Annotated in this window: 23 protein-coding genes and 1 tRNA gene; 9 read left to right on the forward strand and 15 right to left on the reverse strand. The window is 74.6% G+C overall.

Annotated features, from left to right (window positions below; all coding sequences use genetic code 11):
• Positions 1–265 precede the first annotated feature (265 nt).
• The 6 genes from CNX65_RS01075 to CNX65_RS01100 form a co-directional block, all read right to left on the reverse strand.
• Positions 266–712: a hypothetical protein gene (locus CNX65_RS01075; protein WP_096491091.1), complete on the reverse strand. Its 447-nt coding sequence runs from the start codon at positions 710–712 to the stop codon at positions 266–268.
• A gap of 145 nt (positions 713–857) precedes the next feature.
• The gene (locus tag CNX65_RS01080; RefSeq protein WP_096491092.1) at positions 858–1,451 is read right to left on the reverse strand and encodes a putative T7SS-secreted protein; all 594 of its coding nucleotides are present in this window, start codon (positions 1,449–1,451) and stop codon (positions 858–860) included.
• A gap of 6 nt (positions 1,452–1,457) precedes the next feature.
• Positions 1,458–1,748 (reverse strand): hypothetical protein, encoded by a 291-nt coding sequence (locus tag CNX65_RS01085; protein ID WP_157767436.1) that lies wholly within the window; start codon positions 1,746–1,748, stop codon positions 1,458–1,460.
• A gap of 26 nt (positions 1,749–1,774) precedes the next feature.
• Entirely contained in the window at positions 1,775–2,632 is an 858-nt protein-coding gene (locus CNX65_RS01090) for a hypothetical protein (RefSeq protein WP_096491094.1), read from the reverse strand.
• A gap of 551 nt (positions 2,633–3,183) precedes the next feature.
• A tRNA-Pro gene (locus tag CNX65_RS01095) sits at positions 3,184–3,260 on the reverse strand.
• 21 nt (positions 3,261–3,281) lie between these two features.
• Entirely contained in the window at positions 3,282–4,241 is a 960-nt protein-coding gene (locus tag CNX65_RS01100; protein ID WP_096491095.1) for a metallophosphoesterase, read from the reverse strand.
• A 63-nt stretch (positions 4,242–4,304) separates the two neighbouring features.
• Between CNX65_RS01100 and CNX65_RS01105 the strand changes: the two genes are divergently transcribed.
• Positions 4,305–4,772 (forward strand): GatB/YqeY domain-containing protein, encoded by a 468-nt coding sequence (locus tag CNX65_RS01105; protein WP_096491096.1) that lies wholly within the window; start codon positions 4,305–4,307, stop codon positions 4,770–4,772.
• Between the two features lie 108 nt (positions 4,773–4,880).
• On the opposite strand, the gene CNX65_RS01110 is transcribed toward CNX65_RS01105, so the two are convergent.
• Entirely contained in the window at positions 4,881–7,373 is a 2,493-nt protein-coding gene (locus CNX65_RS01110) for a transglycosylase domain-containing protein (protein ID WP_096491097.1), read from the reverse strand.
• Positions 7,374–7,627: 254 nt separating this feature from the next.
• Here CNX65_RS01110 and CNX65_RS01115 point away from each other — a divergent pair, with 254 nt between their 5' ends.
• Positions 7,628–7,921 (forward strand): WhiB family transcriptional regulator, encoded by a 294-nt coding sequence (locus CNX65_RS01115; protein WP_012782868.1) that lies wholly within the window; start codon positions 7,628–7,630, stop codon positions 7,919–7,921.
• 24 nt (positions 7,922–7,945) lie between these two features.
• Here the strand turns inward: CNX65_RS01115 and CNX65_RS01120 are convergent, their stop codons facing one another.
• From CNX65_RS01120 to CNX65_RS01130, 3 genes are all read right to left on the reverse strand, one after another.
• Positions 7,946–9,070 carry an ArsA family ATPase gene (locus CNX65_RS01120; RefSeq protein ID WP_096491098.1) on the reverse strand — a complete coding sequence of 375 codons (1,125 nt, stop codon included), beginning with the start codon at positions 9,068–9,070 and terminating at the stop codon, positions 7,946–7,948.
• Entirely contained in the window at positions 9,067–10,059 is a 993-nt protein-coding gene (locus tag CNX65_RS01125; protein ID WP_096491099.1) for an ArsA-related P-loop ATPase, read from the reverse strand. The genes CNX65_RS01120 and CNX65_RS01125 overlap by 4 nt, the downstream gene beginning before the upstream one ends.
• Positions 10,060–10,278: 219 nt before the next feature.
• The gene (locus tag CNX65_RS01130; RefSeq protein WP_012782871.1) at positions 10,279–10,548 is read right to left on the reverse strand and encodes a hypothetical protein; all 270 of its coding nucleotides are present in this window, start codon (positions 10,546–10,548) and stop codon (positions 10,279–10,281) included.
• Between the two features lie 558 nt (positions 10,549–11,106).
• Between CNX65_RS01130 and CNX65_RS01135 the strand changes: the two genes are divergently transcribed.
• Genes CNX65_RS01135 through CNX65_RS37665 form a run of 4 tightly spaced genes read left to right on the forward strand, consistent with a single transcriptional unit; the run spans position 11,107 to position 13,613 of the window.
• Positions 11,107–11,262, forward strand: a complete 156-nt coding sequence (locus CNX65_RS01135; protein WP_012782872.1) for a DUF4177 domain-containing protein — start codon at positions 11,107–11,109, stop codon at positions 11,260–11,262.
• On the forward strand, positions 11,259–11,717 hold the full coding sequence (locus tag CNX65_RS01140; RefSeq protein WP_096491100.1) for a RidA family protein: 459 nt from the start codon (positions 11,259–11,261) through the stop codon (positions 11,715–11,717). The genes CNX65_RS01135 and CNX65_RS01140 overlap by 4 nt, the downstream gene beginning before the upstream one ends.
• Before the next feature lies 1 nt (position 11,718).
• On the forward strand, positions 11,719–12,330 hold the full coding sequence (locus CNX65_RS01145) for a hypothetical protein (RefSeq protein WP_096491101.1): 612 nt from the start codon (positions 11,719–11,721) through the stop codon (positions 12,328–12,330).
• Positions 12,331–12,368: 38 nt separating this feature from the next.
• Positions 12,369–13,613, forward strand: coding sequence for a hypothetical protein (locus CNX65_RS37665; RefSeq protein ID WP_157767438.1), 1,245 nt, complete (start codon positions 12,369–12,371; stop codon positions 13,611–13,613).
• Between the two features lie 16 nt (positions 13,614–13,629).
• Here CNX65_RS37665 and CNX65_RS01155 read toward each other — a convergent pair whose 3' ends face one another.
• Genes CNX65_RS01155 through CNX65_RS01165 form a run of 3 tightly spaced genes read right to left on the reverse strand, consistent with a single transcriptional unit; the run spans position 13,630 to position 15,721 of the window.
• A complete protein-coding gene (locus CNX65_RS01155) occupies positions 13,630–14,457 on the reverse strand; it encodes a hypothetical protein (RefSeq protein ID WP_096491102.1) in 828 nt (275 codons plus the stop codon).
• Positions 14,454–15,335, reverse strand: a complete 882-nt coding sequence (locus tag CNX65_RS01160) for a Gfo/Idh/MocA family protein (RefSeq protein WP_198320421.1) — start codon at positions 15,333–15,335, stop codon at positions 14,454–14,456. Before CNX65_RS01160 ends, CNX65_RS01155 begins: the two co-directional genes overlap by 4 nt.
• 20 nt (positions 15,336–15,355) lie before the next feature.
• Complete coding sequence (locus CNX65_RS01165; protein WP_096491104.1) at positions 15,356–15,721, reverse strand: hypothetical protein; 366 nt, start codon at positions 15,719–15,721, stop codon at positions 15,356–15,358.
• A gap of 53 nt (positions 15,722–15,774) precedes the next feature.
• Between CNX65_RS01165 and CNX65_RS01170 the strand changes: the two genes are divergently transcribed.
• The 3 genes from CNX65_RS01170 (at position 15,775) to CNX65_RS01180 (ending at position 18,147) form a co-directional block, all read left to right on the forward strand.
• Positions 15,775–16,578: an NUDIX hydrolase gene (locus tag CNX65_RS01170; protein ID WP_198320422.1), complete on the forward strand. Its 804-nt coding sequence runs from the start codon at positions 15,775–15,777 to the stop codon at positions 16,576–16,578.
• Positions 16,575–17,375 (forward strand): MBL fold metallo-hydrolase, encoded by an 801-nt coding sequence (locus CNX65_RS01175; protein WP_096491106.1) that lies wholly within the window; start codon positions 16,575–16,577, stop codon positions 17,373–17,375. Before CNX65_RS01170 ends, CNX65_RS01175 begins: the two co-directional genes overlap by 4 nt.
• Before the next feature lie 130 nt (positions 17,376–17,505).
• Entirely contained in the window at positions 17,506–18,147 is a 642-nt protein-coding gene (locus tag CNX65_RS01180; RefSeq protein ID WP_096491107.1) for a hypothetical protein, read from the forward strand.
• Here the strand turns inward: CNX65_RS01180 and CNX65_RS37670 are convergent.
• Positions 18,137–18,259: a hypothetical protein gene (locus CNX65_RS37670; RefSeq protein WP_256373713.1), complete on the reverse strand. Its 123-nt coding sequence runs from the start codon at positions 18,257–18,259 to the stop codon at positions 18,137–18,139. The genes CNX65_RS01180 and CNX65_RS37670 overlap by 11 nt on opposite strands.
• Positions 18,260–18,469: 210 nt before the next feature.
• Positions 18,470–19,567, reverse strand: a complete 1,098-nt coding sequence (dnaN, locus tag CNX65_RS01185; protein WP_096491108.1) for a DNA polymerase III subunit beta — start codon at positions 19,565–19,567, stop codon at positions 18,470–18,472.
• Between the last annotated feature and the right edge of the window lie 18 nt (positions 19,568–19,585).

Below are 19,585 nucleotides of genomic sequence, written 5' to 3' on the forward strand. Positions count from 1 at the left end.
CGACGCGGGAAGCGGTTCCCCCGCCCACCACCCCTTCGGGGCAGGAGGAGCTTCGGGGAGACGCCGGGCTGGAACGGGGGCGGGCCCTCGCCGCCGGGGAAGCGGCGGCGGTCCGCCGCACCCGGCTCTCGCCGCCCGGCGTCCCCGTCCCCCGGCCCGCGTCCCCCGGCCCCGCGTCCCGCCGTCCAGGAGCCCGGTGGCCGCCTCCGTCCGCGTGAGGCGGCCCACCGGGTGGTCTCGGGGGTTCCCGGCGGTGCGGGGGCGTTCAGCGGCCGTTCCGGCCCGCCGCTCGGTGGGGGCGCCTGGCCCGGCCAGGCCTGCGGCGGGAGGCGGGGGTGGAGCGGCGGGTGGTCGGCTCGTGGCGGGCGTCCGACGGGGTGCGCGGGCCGGGGAGGGAGGCCGGCCTGGTTCCCGGCGGGGGGAGTTCCTCGGCGAAGATGCGGTCCGCCGTCCTCCCCGCCCTGCGCAGCGCGCGGACCGCCGCCGCGCCGAGCAGCAGCAGCGCCCCCGTCGCCGCCCCGAAGACCGGGGAGGTCAGGTCCGCCACCAGGAACGCCGCGCCCACCACGGCCAGCGCGAGGACGACGCTCCCCAGACCCGCGGTCGCGGAAGTCCGGGGTGGCGCTGCGGGGATCGGCGCTGCGGGGACCGGGGGTTCGGAGGTCGGGTCGCGGTGCTCGGCGTGCGGGCCTGACTGTGCGGCGGTGCTCATTGCTACTCCTCGCAGGAGCGGGTGCGGTTGTGCGACGCGCGTGTCTCGTTTTTCGCTCCGACCCGCCTTGCTGTTACGCAGAGTCAGTTCAATATTAAAGGTTCACCCTAAAGAGGGTACTGTGTGTAATCGGGTGAAGATCCGTTCACGGAAGCCCGGCGAACGCCGCCACCAGCGCCCTGTTCAGCTCGCGGAGCCTCGGCTCGTACGTCGGGCCGTCCCCGAGGTCCGGTCGCGCCACCGGCGCGCTCCTGCGCTCGGGCGCGCGCGGCGCGGCGATCGGAGCAACCTCGGGCCGGGCGAAGACCCCGCCCAGGTCACCCATCCGGCGCATCGCGTCCCGCACCGCCGCCGCTGCCTCGTCACCAGCCCGCCCCAGCTGCCGCCGCCACCGGTCCACCCGCTCCTCGGCGACCGCCTCGGCCTCGGGCCCCCGCCCCCGCGCCTCCTCGACCGCCCACCGCGCCCTCGGCTGGAGCTCCAGCAGCACCGCCCGGTACCCGTCGACCGCCCGCGCCGCCCTGGTGAACTCCTCCGCCGCGCGCAGGCACCGCTCCCGCAGCCGCCCGCGCGCCCCGTCGTACCCCTCCCGCGCCCGACCGCTCCACTCGTCGGCCCGCGCACGGGACACCGCCCCCGCGACCTCGTCCAGCGCGCCCGCGACGTGCCGCAACCGCACGACCTCGTTCTCCAGCACCGACGCGCTGCCCGCGATCGGCTCCCCCTCGTCCGCCGGCACGCGCGGCTACCCGTGCTCGTCCGAGCGCCGCGCCGCCTCGGCGTCCGCGTCCGCGTAGGCCGCCGCGGTCTCCTCCAACCGCCGCGCCAGCTCCGAGGCGTCCGACGCGAGCGCGGCGATCCCGACCCGCGCGGCGTCGTCGAACCCGGCCAGCGCCGCCCCCAGCCCCTCGTGCCCGAGCCTGGTCGGGTCCGCCCGGTACCTGAGCGCCGGGCTCCCCACCAGTTCGGCCACCTCCGCGCGCACCGATCCCGCCGCGCCGCGCAGTTCACGAGTGTCCACCGCGAAACCGCTCATCCGACGGACTGTAGCGGCAGTCGAAGTTATCCGGCGCGGTTTTCACCGGGTGGGCGGCGAATCGCGAGGAGTTCTCCGACCTGTTCCGGGAGAAGGGTGAATGTTCTCCTCAGGTCCCCCTCGGGATCGGCCACCGGATTCACCGCGAGCCCCGTTCCCGGATGCCGCGCGATGAGTTCCGCGGCGAGTTTCGGACCCGTGCTGGTGAACGCGAACCCGCCGAACGCCGGGTTCGCCGGCAGGTACTCCCGCAACCGGGCGCGCGTGCTGAACACCGGCATCCACGCCCCGTGCTCCCCGGCGTCCAGCACGACCGGGCGCCCCTCCCGGTCCCGCAGCCCGTGCAGCGGCTCCTCGCGCGCGAACCGCAGCGCCTGCTCCAGCGGGGAGACCGGTTCGCGGAAGCGCCCGATCCGCTCGTCGGCCCCGTCGTCCGGCGGGTCGCCCGCCACCGCGCGCCGCTCCGCGTCCAGCCGGGCCAGCACGTCCGCGGGCGGCACAGGCGCAGGTCCGGCCCGCAGCGACGCGATCAGCGCGGGCTGAGCCTCGTCGCCGAACCGGCGCTCCAGGGTGCGCTGCGACAGGTCCAGCCCGTCGCGCAGCCGCTGCTTGCGCGCGGTCAGGTTCAGCCCCCACCAGGCCGGGTCCAGCGAGGTGTTGAACCACCCCCGCGCCACGGCCGCCACCACCGGGTCCAGCCCGCCGAACACCCGCTCCAGCTGGAGCACCGCCTTCGCCCTGCCCCGGTCGGGCGGGTCGGAGGCGCCGACGCCCCACAGCGCTCGCAGTTCCGACCCCAGCGCCCGGTCCAGCCCGGTCCGCCGAACCCCGGTCGACTTGTGCAGCGAGCACGCCCGGTCGATCGCGCGCTTGACCTGGTCCACGCGCGACAGATTAGGCACCCGACCTGGCGATTCGCCGAGAACTCGCCACGCCGCCGCTTTTCGCCACGGATTCGCCAACCGGGCGGGTTGGCGAGAGCGTGGCGAGGCGGGAAATCGAGTGGCTGGAAAGGGCGCGGTGCGAATACCTTCGGAGGCGTCGGAAACACCACTGGGAAACCGAGGGGGAAAGACCATGGGGGAGCGCACGGCTCGCAACCGCGACATGGCGTAGGCCACGCGGCCGGGCGGTGGGGGCGCCGCCCGCAGAAGGGGGCCGGAACGCGGGGGAACGCGGTGGAGGGGGGAGCGGGGGCCGCCGCGCCGTTCCGGAGGAGGTCGGGGTCCGTCCGGGGGGACGGGCCCCGACCGCTTTTCCGGGGTCGCGGGCGAACGGGTTCCGGGAACGCGCGGGGACCGTCGTCGGACGAGCGCGAACAACACGGGGGCGGTGAGACGAAGGTCACGCCGGGAATGGTCGGGGCCGGCCGAGGGAAAACGGGCCCGGAAAGCAGTTCAGGCCGGGAGCTTCGTGAGAAGCTCCCGGCCTGAACTGGTCGGGGTGACAGGATTTGAACCTGCGACCTCTTCGTCCCGAACGAAGCGCGCTACCAAACTGCGCCACACCCCGGTGGGCCGAACGAGGTGAACTCTACCGCACGTTCCCACGAACTCGGAAATCGGTATCCCTCTTCGCTTCGTCGTCGCTCTGACCAGCGTCGACGTCGCGGGGGACGAGGGTGAGCAGGCTGGCCTCCGGCGGGCAGGCGAAGCGGACCGGCGCGTAGGGAGAGGTTCCGAGGCCCGCGGAGACGTTCAACCACATGTGCGCGCCCCACCGGGACACGCCGCGGGCCCGGCCGCGGTCGAGGTCGCAGTTGGTCACCAGCGCCCCGTAGCCGGGGATGCGCAGCTGCCCGCCGTGCGTGTGGCCCGCGAGCACCAGGTCGTAGCCGTCGGCGGCGAACGGGTCCAGCACCCTCGGCTCCGGCGAGTGCGTGACGCCCAGCCGCAGCGCGCCCTTGCCGGGCGCGCCCGCGATCTCGGAGTACCGGTCGCGCTTGAGGTGCGGGTCGTCCAGCCCGGCGGCGACGATCCGCTGACCGCCCGCCTCGAACGAGGTCCGCACGTGGGTCAGGTCGATCCAGCCGCGCTCCACCATGGCGGCGCGCAGGTCGCGCCACGGCAGGTCGAGCCCGTGGATGCGCTTCGTCTTCGCGGACGGCAGCAGGTAGCGCGCCGGGTTCTTCGGGCGCGGCGCGTAGTAGTCGTTGCTGCCGAACACGAACACGCCGGGGAAGTCCAGCAGCGGACCGAGCGCGCGGATGACGCCGGGGACGGCCTGCGGGTGCGCGAGGTTGTCGCCGGTGTTGACGACGAAGTCGGGCTCCAGCTCGGCGAGCCCGGCGACCCAGCGCTGCTTCGAGGTCTGGTTCGGGGTCATGTGCAGGTCCGAGAGGTGCAGCACCTTCAGGGGCGCCGAACCGGGGGCCAGCACCGGGATCGTGGCGCGCCGCAGTGTCCAGTGCCTGCGCTCGATGCCGGCCGCGTAGGCGAGGGCCGCGGTTCCGAGTGCGGTCGTGGCGAGCAGGGATCGGCCGAACGTGTTCACCTCCCCGAGGGTAGGCGGTCAAATGATTCGGGGCTCGACGCGGTGCCCGGTAGGTTTGCCCGCATGGCACAGCTCAAGGCGCGGTTGCAGTCCGATCTGACCGGCGCCATGAAGAACAGGGAGTCGGTCACGGCGGGCGCGCTGCGGATGGCGCTGACCGCGGTGACCAACGAGGAGGTCTCGGGCAAGGCGGCGCGCGAGCTCACCGACGACGAGGTCCTCAAGGTCCTCGGCCGCGAGGTGAAGAAGCGCCGCGAGGCCGCCGAGGCCTTCGCGAACGCGGGCCGGGACGAGAAGGCCGAGCTGGAGCGCCAGGAGATGGCGATCCTGGAGACCTACCTCCCGAAGCAGCTCGACGACGCCGAGCTGGCCGCGCTCGTCGACGAGGCCGTCGCCGAGCTGGCGCAGGGCGGCGAGCAGCCGGGCCTGAAGCAGATGGGCCTCGTCATGAAGGCGGCCAACGCGAAGGTCGCCGGCCGCGCCGAGGGCGGCCGGGTGGCCGCCGCCGTGAAGGCCCGCCTGAGCGCCTGAGCGCCTGAGCGCCTCCCGGCCCTCCGGGACCGGGATTCCCGCCCCACGAGCGGAGGAGCGGCGCCGCGAGGATCTCGCGGCGCCGCTCCTCCCGTCGGTCGACCTCGCTCAGCGGGTCGGTCTGGTCGGCCTGGTCGGTCCGCCCGGCTGCCCCGGCGTCCCCGGTGTCCCGCCGCCCGGTTGACCGCCGGGCTGGGTCGGCTGGCTGGGCTGCTCGGGCTGCCCCTGGGTGGGCGGCTGCTGCGGCGACTGCTGGGTCGGCGCGGGCGGCGGCACGTAGCCGGTGCTCACCAGCAGCGTGATCAGCGTGCCCTGCAGGGCGCTGCCGCGCGGCGTCTGGCTCACCACGGTCCCCTTGGCCTGCGCGGAGTTCCGGCTCTGCTGGGTCACCTTGTACCCGGCCTCCTGGAGCACCCTGGTGGCGTCGTTGACGCTCTTGCCCACCACGTCCGGCACCCGGATCTCGTCGCCGCCCTTGAGGTAGCGCGGCTCCACCTTCGGCAGCTGCCGCACCGGCAGCCCCTCGTGGATCTGCGCCATGGTGTCGAACCAGGTCCGCGCGGGCACCGTGCCGCCGTAGATGTCGCCGTTCGCGCACAGCCTCGGCTTGCCGGTCACGCAGATCGGCTGCGGGTTGGGGCCGTCGTTGTAGGTCTGCACCGCGCCCGCGTAGTCGAGCGTGGCCCCGATGAACGCCGCCGACTTGTAGTCCTCGGTCGTGCCGGTCTTGCCCAGCATCGGCCGGTTCCACTTGGCGTTGCGCGCCGCGACCGCCGCCGTGCCCGCGCCCTGGTCGTCCTTGGACATGCCCACCGCGAGCCCGTTGGCGAGCTGCTCGTTGACCACCTGCTCGCACGGGGCCTCGTTGACCGGCACGGCCTCCCCGTCGCGGTCGAGCACCTCGGCCACCGGCGTCGGCGGGCACCAGGTGCCGCCGCTGATGATGGTCGCCGCCACGTTCGCCAGCTCCAGCGTGCTCACCGACGCCGGGCCGAGCGTGAACGAGGCGTTCCCGCCGTCCTGCTTGTAGAACTCGCTCTGCGACACCCGCAGCTCGCGCTGCTTGGACCTCGGGTCCGGCGGGGTGCCGGAGATGTTGGTGGCCATCGTCTCGCGCATCCCCAGCCGCGAGGCCATGTCCACCACCGGGTCCATGCCCAGGCGCTCCTCCAGGATGACGAACCCGGTGTTCGGCGAGGTCTGGAGCGCCTGCTGGAGCGACATCTGCGAGGAGTAGGTGGAGGAGGCGTTGCCGAGGCAGTACCAGCGGGTGTTCGGCTCGCCGGTGCTGCGGCAGCGGTTCCCGCCGCCCTTGAACACGCGCGACTCGTAGAACGTCGGGGTGGGGATGACGTTCTCGATCCCCATGCCCTTCTCCAGCGCGGCGGCGGCGGTGAAGGTCTTGTAGACCGATCCCGCGCCGAACTTGTTCTCCACCCCGCTCGGCAGGTCGAACTGGGTCTGGAACTGGTCGGCCTTGAGCCCGTAGTCGCGGTTCGCGACCAGCGCGACGACCTCGTGGCTCTCCTTGCCCGGCCGCACGATCGCCATCGTGTTGGCGATCCCGCTGGTGTCCTTGGCGACCTGCCCCTCGGCCGCGCGCTTGGCCTTCTGGGTGATGTCGCGGTCGAGCGTGGTGCGCACCGTGTAGCCGCCGATCTTCAGCTGCTCGATGCTGAAACCGTTGCGCTCCAAGTACTCCACGACGTACGAGCAGAAGAACCCGTTCTCCGGGCCCGCGCCCACGCAGCCGTTGGGCGGGGTGCGCACCGGCTCGGCCAGGCCCAGCGGCTCGCGCTTGGCCTCGAAGGCCGCGTCGCGCGAGAGCTTGTCGTTCTCGACCATCTTGTCGATCACCTGGTTGCGCCGTTCCAGCGCCTTCTCCGGGAACACCTCGGGATCGAGCGCGGACGGGCTGTTGACCATCCCGGCCAGCATCGCGGACTGCGCCACGGTCAACTTGTCCGCGGTGGTGTTGAAGTAGGCCTGCGAGGCGGCGGCGATGCCGTAGATCGTCGAACCGAACGGGACGACGTTCAAGTAGCGGGCGAGGATTTCCTCCTTGCCCAGTTTCCGCTCCAGTTGCAACGAGATGCGCGCCTCGCGCATTTTGCGCGCGATCGTCTGTTCTTGCGCCTTCTGCTGTTCGACCTTGTTGTTCCGCGCGACCACGTGGACAAGATAATTTTTCACGTACTGCTGGGTGAGCGTGGAGGCACCCTGGGTGACCGATCCGCTGAACTGGTTGGTCAGCGCGGCGCGCGTCGTGCCCTTCCAGTCCACGCCCTGGTGCTCGTAGAACCGGCGGTCCTCGACCGAGACGAGGGCCGCCTTCATCGTGGGGGAGATGTCCTCCGGTGGGACCAGCACCCGGTACTGGTCGTACAGGTACGCGATCGGCGCGCCGTCCCGGTCCGTGATCGTCGTGATCAGCGGTGGGTCGGTCGTCACCAGGTCCGAGGAGATGCTGTCGACGGTGTCGCTCGCCTGGTTCGACACCACGCCCAGCGCGCCGACGGCGGGGAACAACGCGCCCGCCAGCAGGACGCCCGCCAGCACGCACAGGCCGAGCAGTTTCAGCACGCTGTTCCTGACTCGCACGTGGATCAGCGTAGCCGGGACCGGAACGAGTGATCAGGCTCAAGTAACACCATTACCCGGGATGAGTACTCGTACTCAAGACAGGTAACAGGTGCGCATCCCAGGGTTGGAGGTGGAACCGGAACGCTCTACAGTCCGTCAACGTCCAGGGACAGCAGCCGACGGCGGGCCACTTCGGTGGCGAGCCTACGGCATCCGCGGCAGGGGTGTGGCGGATTTCGAACCGGACACTGTGTGAACCAGAGGTGGGGGATATGCAGCAGCAGGGGGATTGGCGGATCAAGGCGGCGTGCCGTGATGGGGAGCCCGATCAGCTCTTCGTCCGGGGGGCCGAACAGCGCAAGGTGAAGGTCGTGTGCCTGGGTTGCCCGGTGCGCACCGAGTGCCTCGCCGAAGCGCTGGACAACCGGATCGAGTTCGGCGTGTGGGGCGGGATGACCGAGCGCGAGCGCAGGGCGCTGCTGAAGCGGCGACCGGACGTGACGTCGTGGCTCGAACTGCTCGACTCCGCGCGCACGGACCACTACGAGGAGTCGGCAGCGGGCTGATCGCGCCGCGCCGACCAGAGGTTCCTACTCGCCCGCCAGCCGGCGGCCGATCTCGCGCAGACCGTCCAGGTCGTGCACGTCGGTTGGCAGGGCGGGAACCCCGACCAGGGGAACACCGGGGTGCGCACGGGTGAACCGCGCCAGCAGCCGCTTCTCGCGGTCCGCGACGGCGACCCGGTCCGAGTGCACCCGGAGGACGGCGGAGGCCAGCGACGGCCCGCCCGCCCGCTCCTCCAGCCGGTCCGCGGCGGCCTCGGCGCCCGCCGGGGCCAGACCGGCCAGCACCGGGTGGGTCCGGTTCGCCACCAGCCCGGCCAGCGGCATCTCCTCGGCGGAGAGCCGCTCCACGAAGTAGCTGGCCTCCCGCAGCGCGTCCGGTTCGGCCGCCGCGACCACCAGGAACTCCGTCCCCGGTGAGCGCAGCAGCTCGTAGGTCGCCTGGGCGCGCTGCCGGAAGCCGCCGAACATGCTGTCGAACGCTTGCACGAACGTGGACGCGTCCTGGAGCAGCTGACCGCCGACGATCGTCGACACGGCCTTCGTGAACAGGGTGAACCCGGTTCCGACGATCTTCATGATGCCCCGGCCGCCCGCGCGCGCGGGCGCCGACAGCATCTTGATCAGCTTGCCGTCGAGCACCGTCGACAGCCGCTGCGGCGCGTCCAGGAAGTCCAGCGCCGACCGGCTCGGCGGGGTGTCCACCACCACCAGGTCCCACTCGTCGCGCGCCACGAGCTGGCCCAGCTTCTCCATCGCCATGTACTCCTGCGTGCCGGAGAACGAGGTGGAGATCGTCTGGTAGAAGGGGTTGGCCAGGATCTGCTGGGCCCGCTCCCGGCCCGCGTGCGCCAGCACCATGTCGTCGAACGTGCGGCGCATGTCCAGCATCATCGCGTGCAGCTCGCCGTCGGGCTCGAAGCCCTCGACGACCACCGGCCTCGGCGAGTTGTCCAGCTCGCGCAGCCCCAGCGACTGGGCCAGCCTGCGCGCCGGGTCGATGGTGAGCACCACCGCGCGCCTGCCGCGCTCGGCGGCTCGCAGCGCCAGCGCCGCCGCCGTGGTGGTCTTGCCCACGCCGCCGGACCCGCAGCACACCAGCACCCTGGTCGCCGGGTCGTCCAGCAGCGCGTCCACGTCCAGCCCGTTCACCGCACCCCCCGCTCGACCAGCGACTCGGCCAGCTCGTAGAGGGCGGCCACGTCCACGCCCCCGGTCAGCTCGGGCAGCTCCAACGTCGGCAGGTCCGCCTCCGCGAGCTTGTCCTTCGCGCGCGCCTCGGCCAGCACCCGCTGCGCGTGGTCGGCGGTCTGCTCGACCAGCCCGGCCAGGTCCTCGTCGGGCACGTCCAGCCCGGCCTCCGCGAGCCCCTCCCGCAGCCCGGCCGGGTCGACCCCGCCCTCGGCGGCCTTGAGCACCGCGTCCGGGGGCAGCCGGTGCGGGCGCGCCCGGTTCACGAACACCGCGCCCGGCCGCAGGTCGGCGCCGTCCAGCTCGGCCACCGCGTCCAGCGTCTCGCGCACCGGCATCTCCTCCAGCAGCGACACCAGGTGCACGGCGGTGTCGCCGGAGTGCAGCAGCGCGACCACGCCCTCGCTCTGCCCCTTGATCGGCCCGACCTTCGCCAGGTCGGCCATCGCGCGGGTCACGTCCAGGAACCGCACCACCCGGCCGGTCGGCGGCGCGTCCAGCACCACGGCGTCGTACTCGTGGCGGCCGGACCTGCCGACCCGGCGCACGCACTCCTTGACCTTGCCGGTGAGCAGCACGTCCCGCAGGCCCGGCGCGAGCGTGGTGGCGAACTCGATCGCGCCCATCCGGCGCAGCGTCCGCCCGGCGAAGCCCAGGTTGTAGAACATGGCCAGGTACTCCAGCAGCGCGGCCTCGGGGTCCACCGCGAGCGCCCGCACCTCCCCGCCGCCCGGCGCGGACGCGATCCGCTCCTCGGAGTAGGGCAGCGGCGGGCGGTCGAACAGCTGGGCGAGGCCCTGGCGGTTCTCCACCTCGACGAGCAGCACCCGGCGACCCCCGGTCGCCAGCGCCAGCGCGAGCGCCGCGGCGACGGTGGTCTTCCCGGTCCCGCCCTTGCCGGTCACGACGTGCAGCCGCGCGCGGGAGAGTTCGTCGGTCCAGCCGGTCACCGGATCAGCCTATGCGCGCTCCCCGCCACTCCGCCGGGCGGTGCGCGATCACCGATCGAGATCACTCCCGTGATCGTCCGCCCCGGACCGGTCGGTCGGCGGTGGTCGGTCGGGTGGTGGCCGGGTCGGCCAGGGGGTCGGTCAGGGGCGGTCGGCCGGTGCTCGGTCGGCGGTGGTCCGCGGTCGGCCGGGGCGCGCCCGAGGAGCGGGCTCCGGCGCTCAGTCGGCGGTGGTCAGGAAGACGATCGCCAGCGCGGTCGCGGCGACCAGCGCCCAGGCCACCGTGGACGGCAGCCAGAGCGCGATCAGCAGCGCGACGGCCGCCACCGCGACCAGCCCGACCAGCGCCGCGCGCAGCACCTGCGCGTGCTTGGCGTCCCGCTCCGAGCGCCGTCTGACGCGGTCGCGCACCTGCGCCATGCCGACCAGCACCAGCACCAGCCCGCCGACGATGAAGGCGCCGGTGGCCACGACCCGCCAGGTCTCCACACCGATCAAGGTAGCCCCGCGCGCAGGGGGTGCGGAACGGCGGAAGGGGCACGTGACCCGGACGGTCGGGCAGCGCCGAGGGGGCGCGCCGCCGATCGGGGGAGCCGGGGTCCGCCATTCCGGACAGCCACGCCATCCCCCGGACGGGCGTCCCGCGTTCGCGTCAACCGTGCGTCCGCGGTGGGGTGCGGTCACCGCCGGTGCCCGACCTGCGGGCGGTGCGCGCGGATCGGTGGGGGCGACGCGCGACCCGGCGGCCGTTGCGAGAGCAAAACGAAGATCGTTCGGGAAGCCGCCGCGGCCCCCGGAGCCGATCACCGCGCCACCGCCCCGCCGACCCGGCGGCGCGCGGCCCGCGATCACCCGGACGGCAAAGCCCCAGCGCAACCCCCGCGTCACCGGCGGACCCCCGCGCCGCGCCGCCGCGCGGACGATCAGCGGACCGCCCGCCGACGCCCGCGCGCCCGCCCGCTGCTCCACCCGCCGCACCCCGCTCCCCCCGCCGCCGACCCCCGGTCTCGGGCGCGCCGGGACCGCCGCGGCGGCTAGGCTCCCGTCATGCAGAAGTGGGAGTACGCCACAGTTCCCCTGTTGACCCACGCCACCAAGCAGATCCTTGACCAGTGGGGCGAGGACGGCTGGGAGCTGGTCAGCGTGCTGACGGGCCCGACCGGCGAGCAGCACGTCGCCTACCTGAAGCGGCCCAAGTCGTGACCTGGACCGACCGCCTCGCCGAGCTGGGCGCCCGGCTGCCGGAGGTGGCCGCCCCGGTGGCCGCCTACGTGCCCGCCGTGCGCACCGGCTCGCTCGTGTTCACCTCCGGCCAGCTGCCGTTCGTCGACGGCGCGCTCGCCGCCACCGGCAAGGTCGGCGCCGAGGTGAGCCCCGAGGAGGCCAAGGCCCACGCCCGGACCTGCGCGCTCAACGCGCTCGCCGCCGTGCACGCCCTCGTCGGGATCGACTCGGTGGCCCGCGTCGTCAAGGTGGTCGGCTTCGTCGCCTCCGCCGACGGCTTCACCGGGCAGCCCGCCGTCGTCAACGGCGCCTCCGAGTTCCTCGGCGAGGTCTTCGGCGACGCGGGCGCGCACGCCAGGTCCGCGGTCGGGGTGGCCGAGCTGCCGCTGGGCGCCCCCGTCGAGGTCGAGCTGGTCGTCGAGATCCGGGAGTGAGATGTCGGACACGCTGCACGAGCTGCTGCTGAGGTTGTCGGGGAGGCTCCCCGACGACGTCATGTGGCGGTTCCGGGACTGGGCCGCGACCGACGCCGTGTCCGTCCTGGCCCGCACCCTGCCCCGCACCCTGCTGCACGACCGGATCGGCCTGACCGACCACGAGCAGCGGCTGCTGGAGAGCGCCCTGGTGCCGCACGGCGCGGACCGCGCGGCCACGAGCTCCATCCGGGCGCTGGACGAGCTGCCCGAGACCGACTTCGCCTTCACCCCGGAGTCGCCCGACCGGGCGGCGATGGGCGACTCGGCGACGGTCGTGCTCGGCGCGACCCTGCGCGGCAGGCCGGGGGTCGGCGAGGTCCGCTCCGCCTGGCGCCGGGTCGGCGGCAAGAACGGGAGGACCAACCGGGTCATCCTGGTCACCGCCACGTCCGGCTGCGCGCGCCTCGCGGGCGAGCTGCAGCGCGTGCTGCGGGCGCTCGGCGAGCACGACCCCTGCGTGGAGGTCCTGCCCGCCGGGCTCGAACCGCCGCCCTACCACCGGGCGGCGTTGGCGTCCTCGGAGCTGGTGTGCACCGGCGCCGAGGACGACGGACACCTGGTGACCGTCTGATGGTCGCCGCTGCGGAGCGGGCCGGAAGGAGAACAGGCGTGGCGCAAGACGGAACGGGACTGCCCGTCCGCCTGCACGACCTCCTGTTGGCGCTGGCGGGCCGCGTTGACGACGACGCGCTCGCCCAGGCGCGGGAGATGCTGGCGGTCTCGGAGCTGGACCGCGCGGTCGACCACGTGGTCGGCTGCCTGATCGCCGGGCGCATCCCGGTCAAGGCCGAGGAGCGCGAGGAGCTGGCCGCGCTGCTGGGCGAGGTCCGCTCGGACCCGCTGCTGGCCGACCGGTTGCTGGCCGTGGAGACGTTGCCGCACATCAGGCACCGGTTCACGGCCGACTCGGACCCGACGAAGGACCTGGCCGACGTGCTGGGCCGGACCGCGTCGGCGCTGCCCGACGTGCGCTCGGTGCGCTGCACGTGGCGCTCCAGCCCGGCGGGCGCGACACCGGGGCCGCTGCCGCAGCGCGTGGTCCTGGTGGACATCGGCCCCAAGGGCTTCCCGACCGCCACCGCGTACCGGTTGGACGCGGTGCTGCGGAAGGCGGGCATCCGGGCCTCGGTGGAGGTGCTCACCGTCGGCAAGCCGATGAACGAGTACCACGCCGCGGCGTCGTCGTCCTCGCGCGAGGTCTACTTCCCCTCGGCGCCGCTCGGCGCCAAGGGCGAGGCGCCGGACAACGCCGCCTGGTTCGACGGCGAGGTCCGGGACAAGGCACCGGTCATCGAGCCGGAACCGGTGCCTGCCGACGACAACCAGACCGGCTCGACCAAGTCCCGACGTGGCCGCGACGAGGCGTTCGAGGCGATCCAGCCGTTCCCCCCGAAGCCGGTCAAGCGCACCGCCGCGCGCGACCAGGCCCAGAAGGAGGAACCGGCCCCGCCCGCGGCGCCCAAGCAGCAGGCCCCGCCGCCGCCCCCGCCTCCACCGCCGGTGGCGCCCCCGCCTGCCCCGAAGGCGCCGCCCGCGCCCCCTCCGGTGGTCCCGGTGGCGCCCCCGGTCGCCCCGCCGCCCTCCCTGCCCGAGGACTCCCCGTTCTCGCGCGCCGAGGTGACGATGGAGCTCAACCCGGAGGACCTGGCGGCGCTCCAGGCGGCGCTGGCCGACGGGCAGGCGCCCGCCTCGGTCAACCTGCCGCCGACCGTGGACGCCAAGCTGAGCGACCGCGAGCGGGCACTGCTCCAGCAGCTGCACGAGGAACTGGCCCAGCGGGAGCAGCAGACCTGGCCGGGTGGGGCGGAGTACGTCAACGGCGTGCCCAAGCCCAACAACGGCAAGTTCTCCTGACCCGCGCCTCCGGGGCCTAGTCAGCCAGGCCCCGGAGGTCGGTCACCAGCGCGGCCCTGCGCGCCCGGTCGAGCCGCCGGTAGGGCGTCGACGCGGCCAGGTCCGTCACCCGCTCGTCCTCGCTCGCCGAGCGGCGCCCCGCTGCCGGGTGCACGGCCGTCCTGTGCGCGGCTGCCTGGCGCACGGCTGCCTGGCGCACGGCCGCGTGGTGCGCGTCCGCGCGCTGCCAGCGCAGCGCCCGCAGCAGGTCGAACAGCCTGGCCTGCGGCGAAGGCCCGGTGCGCGCGGCGGCCATCGGGTGCTCCACCACCAGCTCGACCACCGGCGGGTCCGGCCACAACCCCTCCACCACCTCGGCGTGCGCCGCGTTCACCGCGCGCAGGAACTCCGCGCACCTCGGCGTCGCCCGCACGTCCTCGCCCACCACCAGCCACTCCCGGTCGGTCAGCGCGGCGACCAGGCCCGGCGTGCGGCGGTGCAGCGCGCGCACCACCCCCAGCGGCGCCGGACCGCCCGCCAGCAGGCTCGCCAGGTCGGCCAGCACCCGCACGTGCGGCGACCGGACCCCCGACGCGGCCAGCAGCGCCGCCCCGCGCCGGTGCACGGCGGGCACCAGCCGGTGCAGCTCGACGGCGACCTCGGCGGCGGTCGCGCAGGCGTCCGCCTCGTCCCGCGCCCGCTCGACCAGGCCCCGGTCCACCGCCGCGGCCCGCCCGCCGCGCGGCGCGTCCCGCCCCCACACCGCCAGCGCGCCCGCGTGGTGCGCCTCGGCCTCCCGCCACGCGCCCCGCGCCGCGCAGGCCAGGCCCGCCGCGTACCGGGCTAACCCGTCCACCGAGCTCACGCCAGCGCCCTCACCTCGGCGATCACCCGCTGCAGGTGCAGCCCCCTGCGCACGTCGCACGGGTGCCGCACCGCGCCCGACGCCACCATGCCGACCAGGTCGTCCAGCAGCGCCGCGTAGCAGTCCCGCGCCGTCGACCCGCGCCCTGCCAGCACCCGCCTGCCGTGCGCGCCGAACACCTCCAGCTCGGCCACGCCCGGCGACACCGGCACCGACATGCCCAGCGCCGCGCTGCTCACCGCGCCCGACGCGTGCTCCAGCAGCACCTGCCACAGCCCGCCCGAACAGCTCGCCGCCCGCACCCCGGTGATCGGGCCCAGCGCCGCGTCCAGCAGGTCGAACGCGTGCGGCCCGACGTCGTCCAGAGCGCCCCGCTCGTGCCGCCACGGCGACGCCGAGTACGGCCCGCCCAGCAGCCCGCCGCCGACCCAGCGCGCCGCGCCGCCGGTCCAGCCGCCCAGGTCCCGCCAGTCCACGAGCTGCTCCCGCGTCTCCGGCGCGAACCGCCTGGTCAGCATCACCAGCGCGGCCACCCCGGCCTCGTCGACCGCGTCCACCAGCTCCCGCGCGCCCTCGACCGAGTCGGCGACCGGCTTCTCCAGCACCAGGTGCCTGCCCCGCCCGGCCGCCGCGACCGCGATCGGCGCCTGCACCTCGGGCGGCACCGCGAACGCGACCGCGTCCACCCGGTCCAGCAGCTCGTCCACCTCGCGCACGGCCACCGCGCCGTGCTCGTCCGCCAGCCCGGCGGCCACGTCGTGCCGCCGCCCCCACACCGACACCAGCTCCACGCCGGGGTGCGCGGCCAGCCCCGGCGCGTGCACCGCCCTCGCCCACGGACCCGCGCCGACCAGCCCCACCCGCAGTCGTTCAGCCACCACCGTCACCAGACCTCCCGCTAGCAGTAGTCCCCGGCGTACTTGGCCTCGGGGACCGAGATCCGGCCCCCGTCCGGGAAGACCAGGTCGAGCCCGGTCCCGGTGTACTCGACCTCGGGGATCGGTTCCCACCCGGTGGGAACCTCGATCACGTGCGCCCGCTCCACGCAGCCCAGCCACACCTCGTGCGTGGTGCCCCCGAAGAACCGGGTGCTCTCCTTCACGTAGATCCCCGGCTTGTCCCCCTCGGTCGGCTTGCTGCTGATCACGTCGGTCGAGGGCATGAACAGCAGCACGCCCGTCACCGCGGTCAGCGCCACCCCGCCGAAGGCGCCCGCGACGAGCGCGGCGAGGTTGACCAGACAGCCCTTCCCCTTCATCTCCACGATTCCCATCCTGCCCGGTGTCGCGGGGCGTGATCGGCCGTACGCTCGCGGTCGTGCGAGAACTCCCCGAGGAACTCGTCCTGCCCTCCGGCGCGCTCCCCGCGACCACGCCGGACCCGCCCGCCCCCACCAGGGACGCGGCGTCGGTGCTGCTGGTCCGCGACGGCGAGCGCGGTCTGGAGGTGTTCCTGCAGCGCCGGGTGCTCGGCATGGCCTTCGCGGGCGGCATGACGGTGTTCCCCGGCGGTGGGGTCGACCCGCGCGACGCGGACACCTCCGTGGAGTGGGCCGGGCCGCCGCCGTCGTGGTGGGCCGGGCGCTTCGGGTGCGGCGAGGAGGTGGCCCGCGCGCTGGTGTGCGCGGCCGTGCGGGAGACCTTCGAGGAGTCCGGGGTGCTGCTGGCCGGACCGTCGGCCTCGGAGGTCGTCGCGGACGCGAGCGCGTACTTCGCCGAGCGGCGGGCGCTGGAGCGCAGGGAGCTGTCCCTGGCGGCGTTCCTGGCCGGGGCGCGCCTGGTGCTGCGCGCCGACCTGCTGCGGCCGTGGGCGAACTGGGTGACCCCGGTGGAGGAGCCGCGCCGCTACGACACCCGGTTCTTCACCGCCGCCCTGCCGGACGGGCAGCTGGCGGACGGGGTGACCAGCGAGGCGTCCGACGCGGTGTGGCAGCGGCCGTCCGAGGCCATCGCCGACTGGGAGGGGGGCCGCAGGCTGCTGCTGCCGCCCACCTGGGTGGCGCTGGCGGACCTGGCCGAGCTGGGGACGGTCGCCGAGGTGCTGGCCGTCGAGCGGGAGGTGGACCGGGTGATCCCGAAGCTGGTGCGGGACGGCGACGTGGTGCGGGTGGTGCTGCCGTGAGCGGGCGGCCCGCCGAGGGGGAGCGGTTCGAGCACCCCGCGTACGGGGTCCTGCGGCCGGTCACGCCGGAGGCGGCGGTCCTGCTGGCGGACAACCCGTCCGTGATGACCCTGGACGGCACGAACACGTGGGTGCTGCGCGCGCCGGGCGAGGAGTCCTGCGTCGTGGTCGACCCCGGCCCGAGCGACGAGGCGCACCTGGCGCGCGCGGCGGGCTTCGGCCCGGTGGCGCAGGTGCTGCTCACGCACGGCCACCCGGACCACGCGGAGGGCGCGCGCGAGTTCGGCGAGCGCGTCGGCGCCCCGGTGCGGGCGCTGGACCCGGCGCTGCGCCTGGGTGACGAGGGCCTGGCGCACGGCGACGTCGTGGCGGCGGCCGGCCTGGAGATCCGGGTGGTGGGCACGCCGGGCCACACCTCGGACTCGCTGTGCTTCCTGGTGGGCGGCGCCGTGCTGACCGGCGACACGATCCTCGGCCGGGGCACCACCATCGTGGCTCACCCGGACGGGCGGCTGGGGGACTACCTGGAGTCGCTGCGCGTGCTGGCGGACCTGCCGCCGGGCACCACCGTGCTCCCCGGCCACGGCCCCGAGCTGCCCGACGCGGCGGAGGCGGCCCGGCGCTACCTGGCGCACCGCGAGCAGCGCCTGGCCCAGGTGGTGGCGGCCCTGGAGGCACTGGGGCCGGGCGCGACGGCGCGGCAGGTGGTGGAGGTGGTGTACGCGGACGTGGACCGCGCCCTGTGGCCCGCGGCGGAGTGGTCGGTGCGCGCCCAGCTGGAGCACCTGCGCCGCTGACCCGGCCTGCTGACCCGGCCTGTTGCCGAGCCGGGCCCGTGGGGCAGCCCACTCGGCGGATTCCCCGTTTCCGGGGCGGTGGCGCGCGCGGACTGGGTACCGTCCTGCCCGCCGACCAGGGGGGACCACCATGACGATCAGACGGGCGCTGCTCACCGCGCTCACCGCCACGACCGCGCTGCTCACCGGGTGCACCACCGTGGAGCAGGGCAAGCCCGTGGCCGCGCCCGACGTCAGCGTCCCCGCCAGCCCGAGCGCCTCCGCCAAGCCCAGCACGTCCGCCAAGCCCAGCACGTCCGGCAAGGCCAGCGCGTCGAACAGCGCGCTCACCGAGATCGACGTCTGCGGTCGGGTGGACGCCGACATGCTGTCGTTGATGACGATGCACGTGCTGGGCAAGTCGGGAACCCCCACCTGCAAGCAGACCCCGACCGAGCTCAACAAGGCCGGGTACCCCGTCCAGGAGGCCCACTACCAGTTGGACGGCAAGGTGGTCATGGCCGTCGTCGTGACCGTCTACAACGCCCTCGACATGCAGGGCTACGTCAAGTACCAGCTCGAGCAGAACCCCGGCAAGGTCACCGCGTACGACGTGATGAGCCTGCCCGGCTACGCGGGCCAGTCGAACTTCGACGACCTGAAGTTCGTCATGGGCACGGCGGCGGGCGTGAACGGCCAGATGTTCACCGGCCAGGTGCTCCTGGAGAAGAAGCCCGACGAGGCCGGGATGTCCACCACCGCGCTGCTGCTCAGGACGACCATCACCGAGTGACCCGGCACTGGGCGGGCAGGAACCCCCGGGTGACCACCAGACCCAGCACGGGCACGGCGAACGCCGCGTCCGGCAGGTCGTCGGTGGTGCCGGGGTGCTGGCTGTGGAGCACCCGCATGACCGTCTTGCCCGCCGGGTCGCGGTAGGTGGCGAACTGGACCCGGACCCCGGAGTCGTCGGTCCTCGGCTCGTCCTCTTGAACGACATCCCACGGCCTCCCCGAACCCGAACCGGCCGCACGCCACCCGCTCCGGGGCGCGCCGAACGGCCGAACGGGAAGACCCGTCCGGCCCCCGCCGCCCCAGGTCGCGGCCCGTCCCGCTCAGGGCGTCCGCAGCGGCACCACGAGGTACGTCAACCGCACCCCGCTCGCGTCCTCCTCGGCCGTCAGCACGGTCGACCGCAGCCCCGACTGCACCCGCAGCTCCACCCGCCGCCCCGCGAACGCCCGCAGCGCGTCCGACAGGTACCGGATCTGGAAGCTCCTGGTCAGCAGTCCGCCGCTCACCGACGCCTTCACCGACTCGCTCGACTCCCCGGCCTGCGGGTCGCTGCCCCGCACCCGCAGCTCCCCGTCCTCGGCCGCCAGCTGCACGGCCCCGTTCGCCCCCGAGTACGGCGCGGCCCGGCGCACCGCCCCGGCCAGCTCGTCCGCCTCCAGCACCACCGTGCACTCGCCCTCGGCGGCCAGCAGCTTCCGCGCCCGCTCGTCCGGGAACGGCGCGGCCAGCAGCGCCGTGCTCGCGCTCCCCCCGCCCCAGGCCAGCGCCAGCCGGTCCGCGTCGGCGCGCAGCTCCACCCGCTCGTCCCGCGCGGCCTGCTTCGCCACCTCGGCCAGCTGCACCGCCGGGGCCAGCGCGTCCAGCTCCCCGCCCGCCCACGGCACCGACGCGAACCCCAGCCGGTACCGGTCCGAGGTGATCAGCTCCAGCCGGTCCCCGGCCGCGTGCACCCGCACGCCCGTGAACACCGGCAGCGCGTCGTCCCTGGACGCCGCGGTGGCCACCGCCGCCAGCGCCGAGGCGAACGCCCCGGCGGGCGCGGAACCGGCGACCGGCGGCAGCTCCGGGACCCCTGGGTGGTCGCCCAGCTCCAGCAGCGGCAGCGCGAACCTCGCCGCCCCCGTGCGCACGGCCAGCCGCGCCCCCTCCACCACCAGCCGCACCTGCGGGGACTCCAGTGCCCGCAGCGTCTCGGCCAGCGGCTTCGCGGGCACCAGCGCGGCCCCCTCGGAGTGCGTGGTGGCCGCCCGGCTCAGCCGCAGCGACCGCTCCCGGTCGCTGCCCGACAGCTCCACCCCGCCCGGCCCGGCCCGCAGCACGACGCCCGCCAGCACGGGGTCGAGCACGCGACCGGGCAGCAGGCGGGCGACGTCGGCGACGGCGGAGGCGAGTTCCGAGGTGGTGGCGGTGAGGTCCATCCCCGGAAGCTAGCGAGC

The sequence above is a fragment of the Actinosynnema pretiosum genome (assembly GCF_002354875.1).
In the GTDB taxonomy this organism is placed as follows: domain Bacteria; phylum Actinomycetota; class Actinomycetes; order Mycobacteriales; family Pseudonocardiaceae; genus Actinosynnema; species Actinosynnema auranticum.

Coding starts and splice junctions, on each gene's coding strand:
- CNX65_RS01105 (WP_096491096.1), top strand. CDS start 4,305: ATGGCACAGCTCAAGGCGCGGTTGCAGTCCGATCTGACCGGCGCCATG.
- dnaN (WP_096491108.1), bottom strand. CDS start 19,567: ATGGACCTCACCGCCACCACCTCGGAACTCGCCTCCGCCGTCGCCGAC.
- CNX65_RS01075 (WP_096491091.1), bottom strand. CDS start 712: ATGAGCACCGCCGCACAGTCAGGCCCGCACGCCGAGCACCGCGACCCG.
- CNX65_RS01085 (WP_157767436.1), bottom strand. CDS start 1,748: ATGAGCGGTTTCGCGGTGGACACTCGTGAACTGCGCGGCGCGGCGGGA.
- CNX65_RS01115 (WP_012782868.1), top strand. CDS start 7,628: ATGCAGCAGCAGGGGGATTGGCGGATCAAGGCGGCGTGCCGTGATGGG.
- CNX65_RS01180 (WP_096491107.1), top strand. CDS start 17,506: ATGACGATCAGACGGGCGCTGCTCACCGCGCTCACCGCCACGACCGCG.
- CNX65_RS01145 (WP_096491101.1), top strand. CDS start 11,719: ATGTCGGACACGCTGCACGAGCTGCTGCTGAGGTTGTCGGGGAGGCTC.
- CNX65_RS01135 (WP_012782872.1), top strand. CDS start 11,107: ATGCAGAAGTGGGAGTACGCCACAGTTCCCCTGTTGACCCACGCCACC.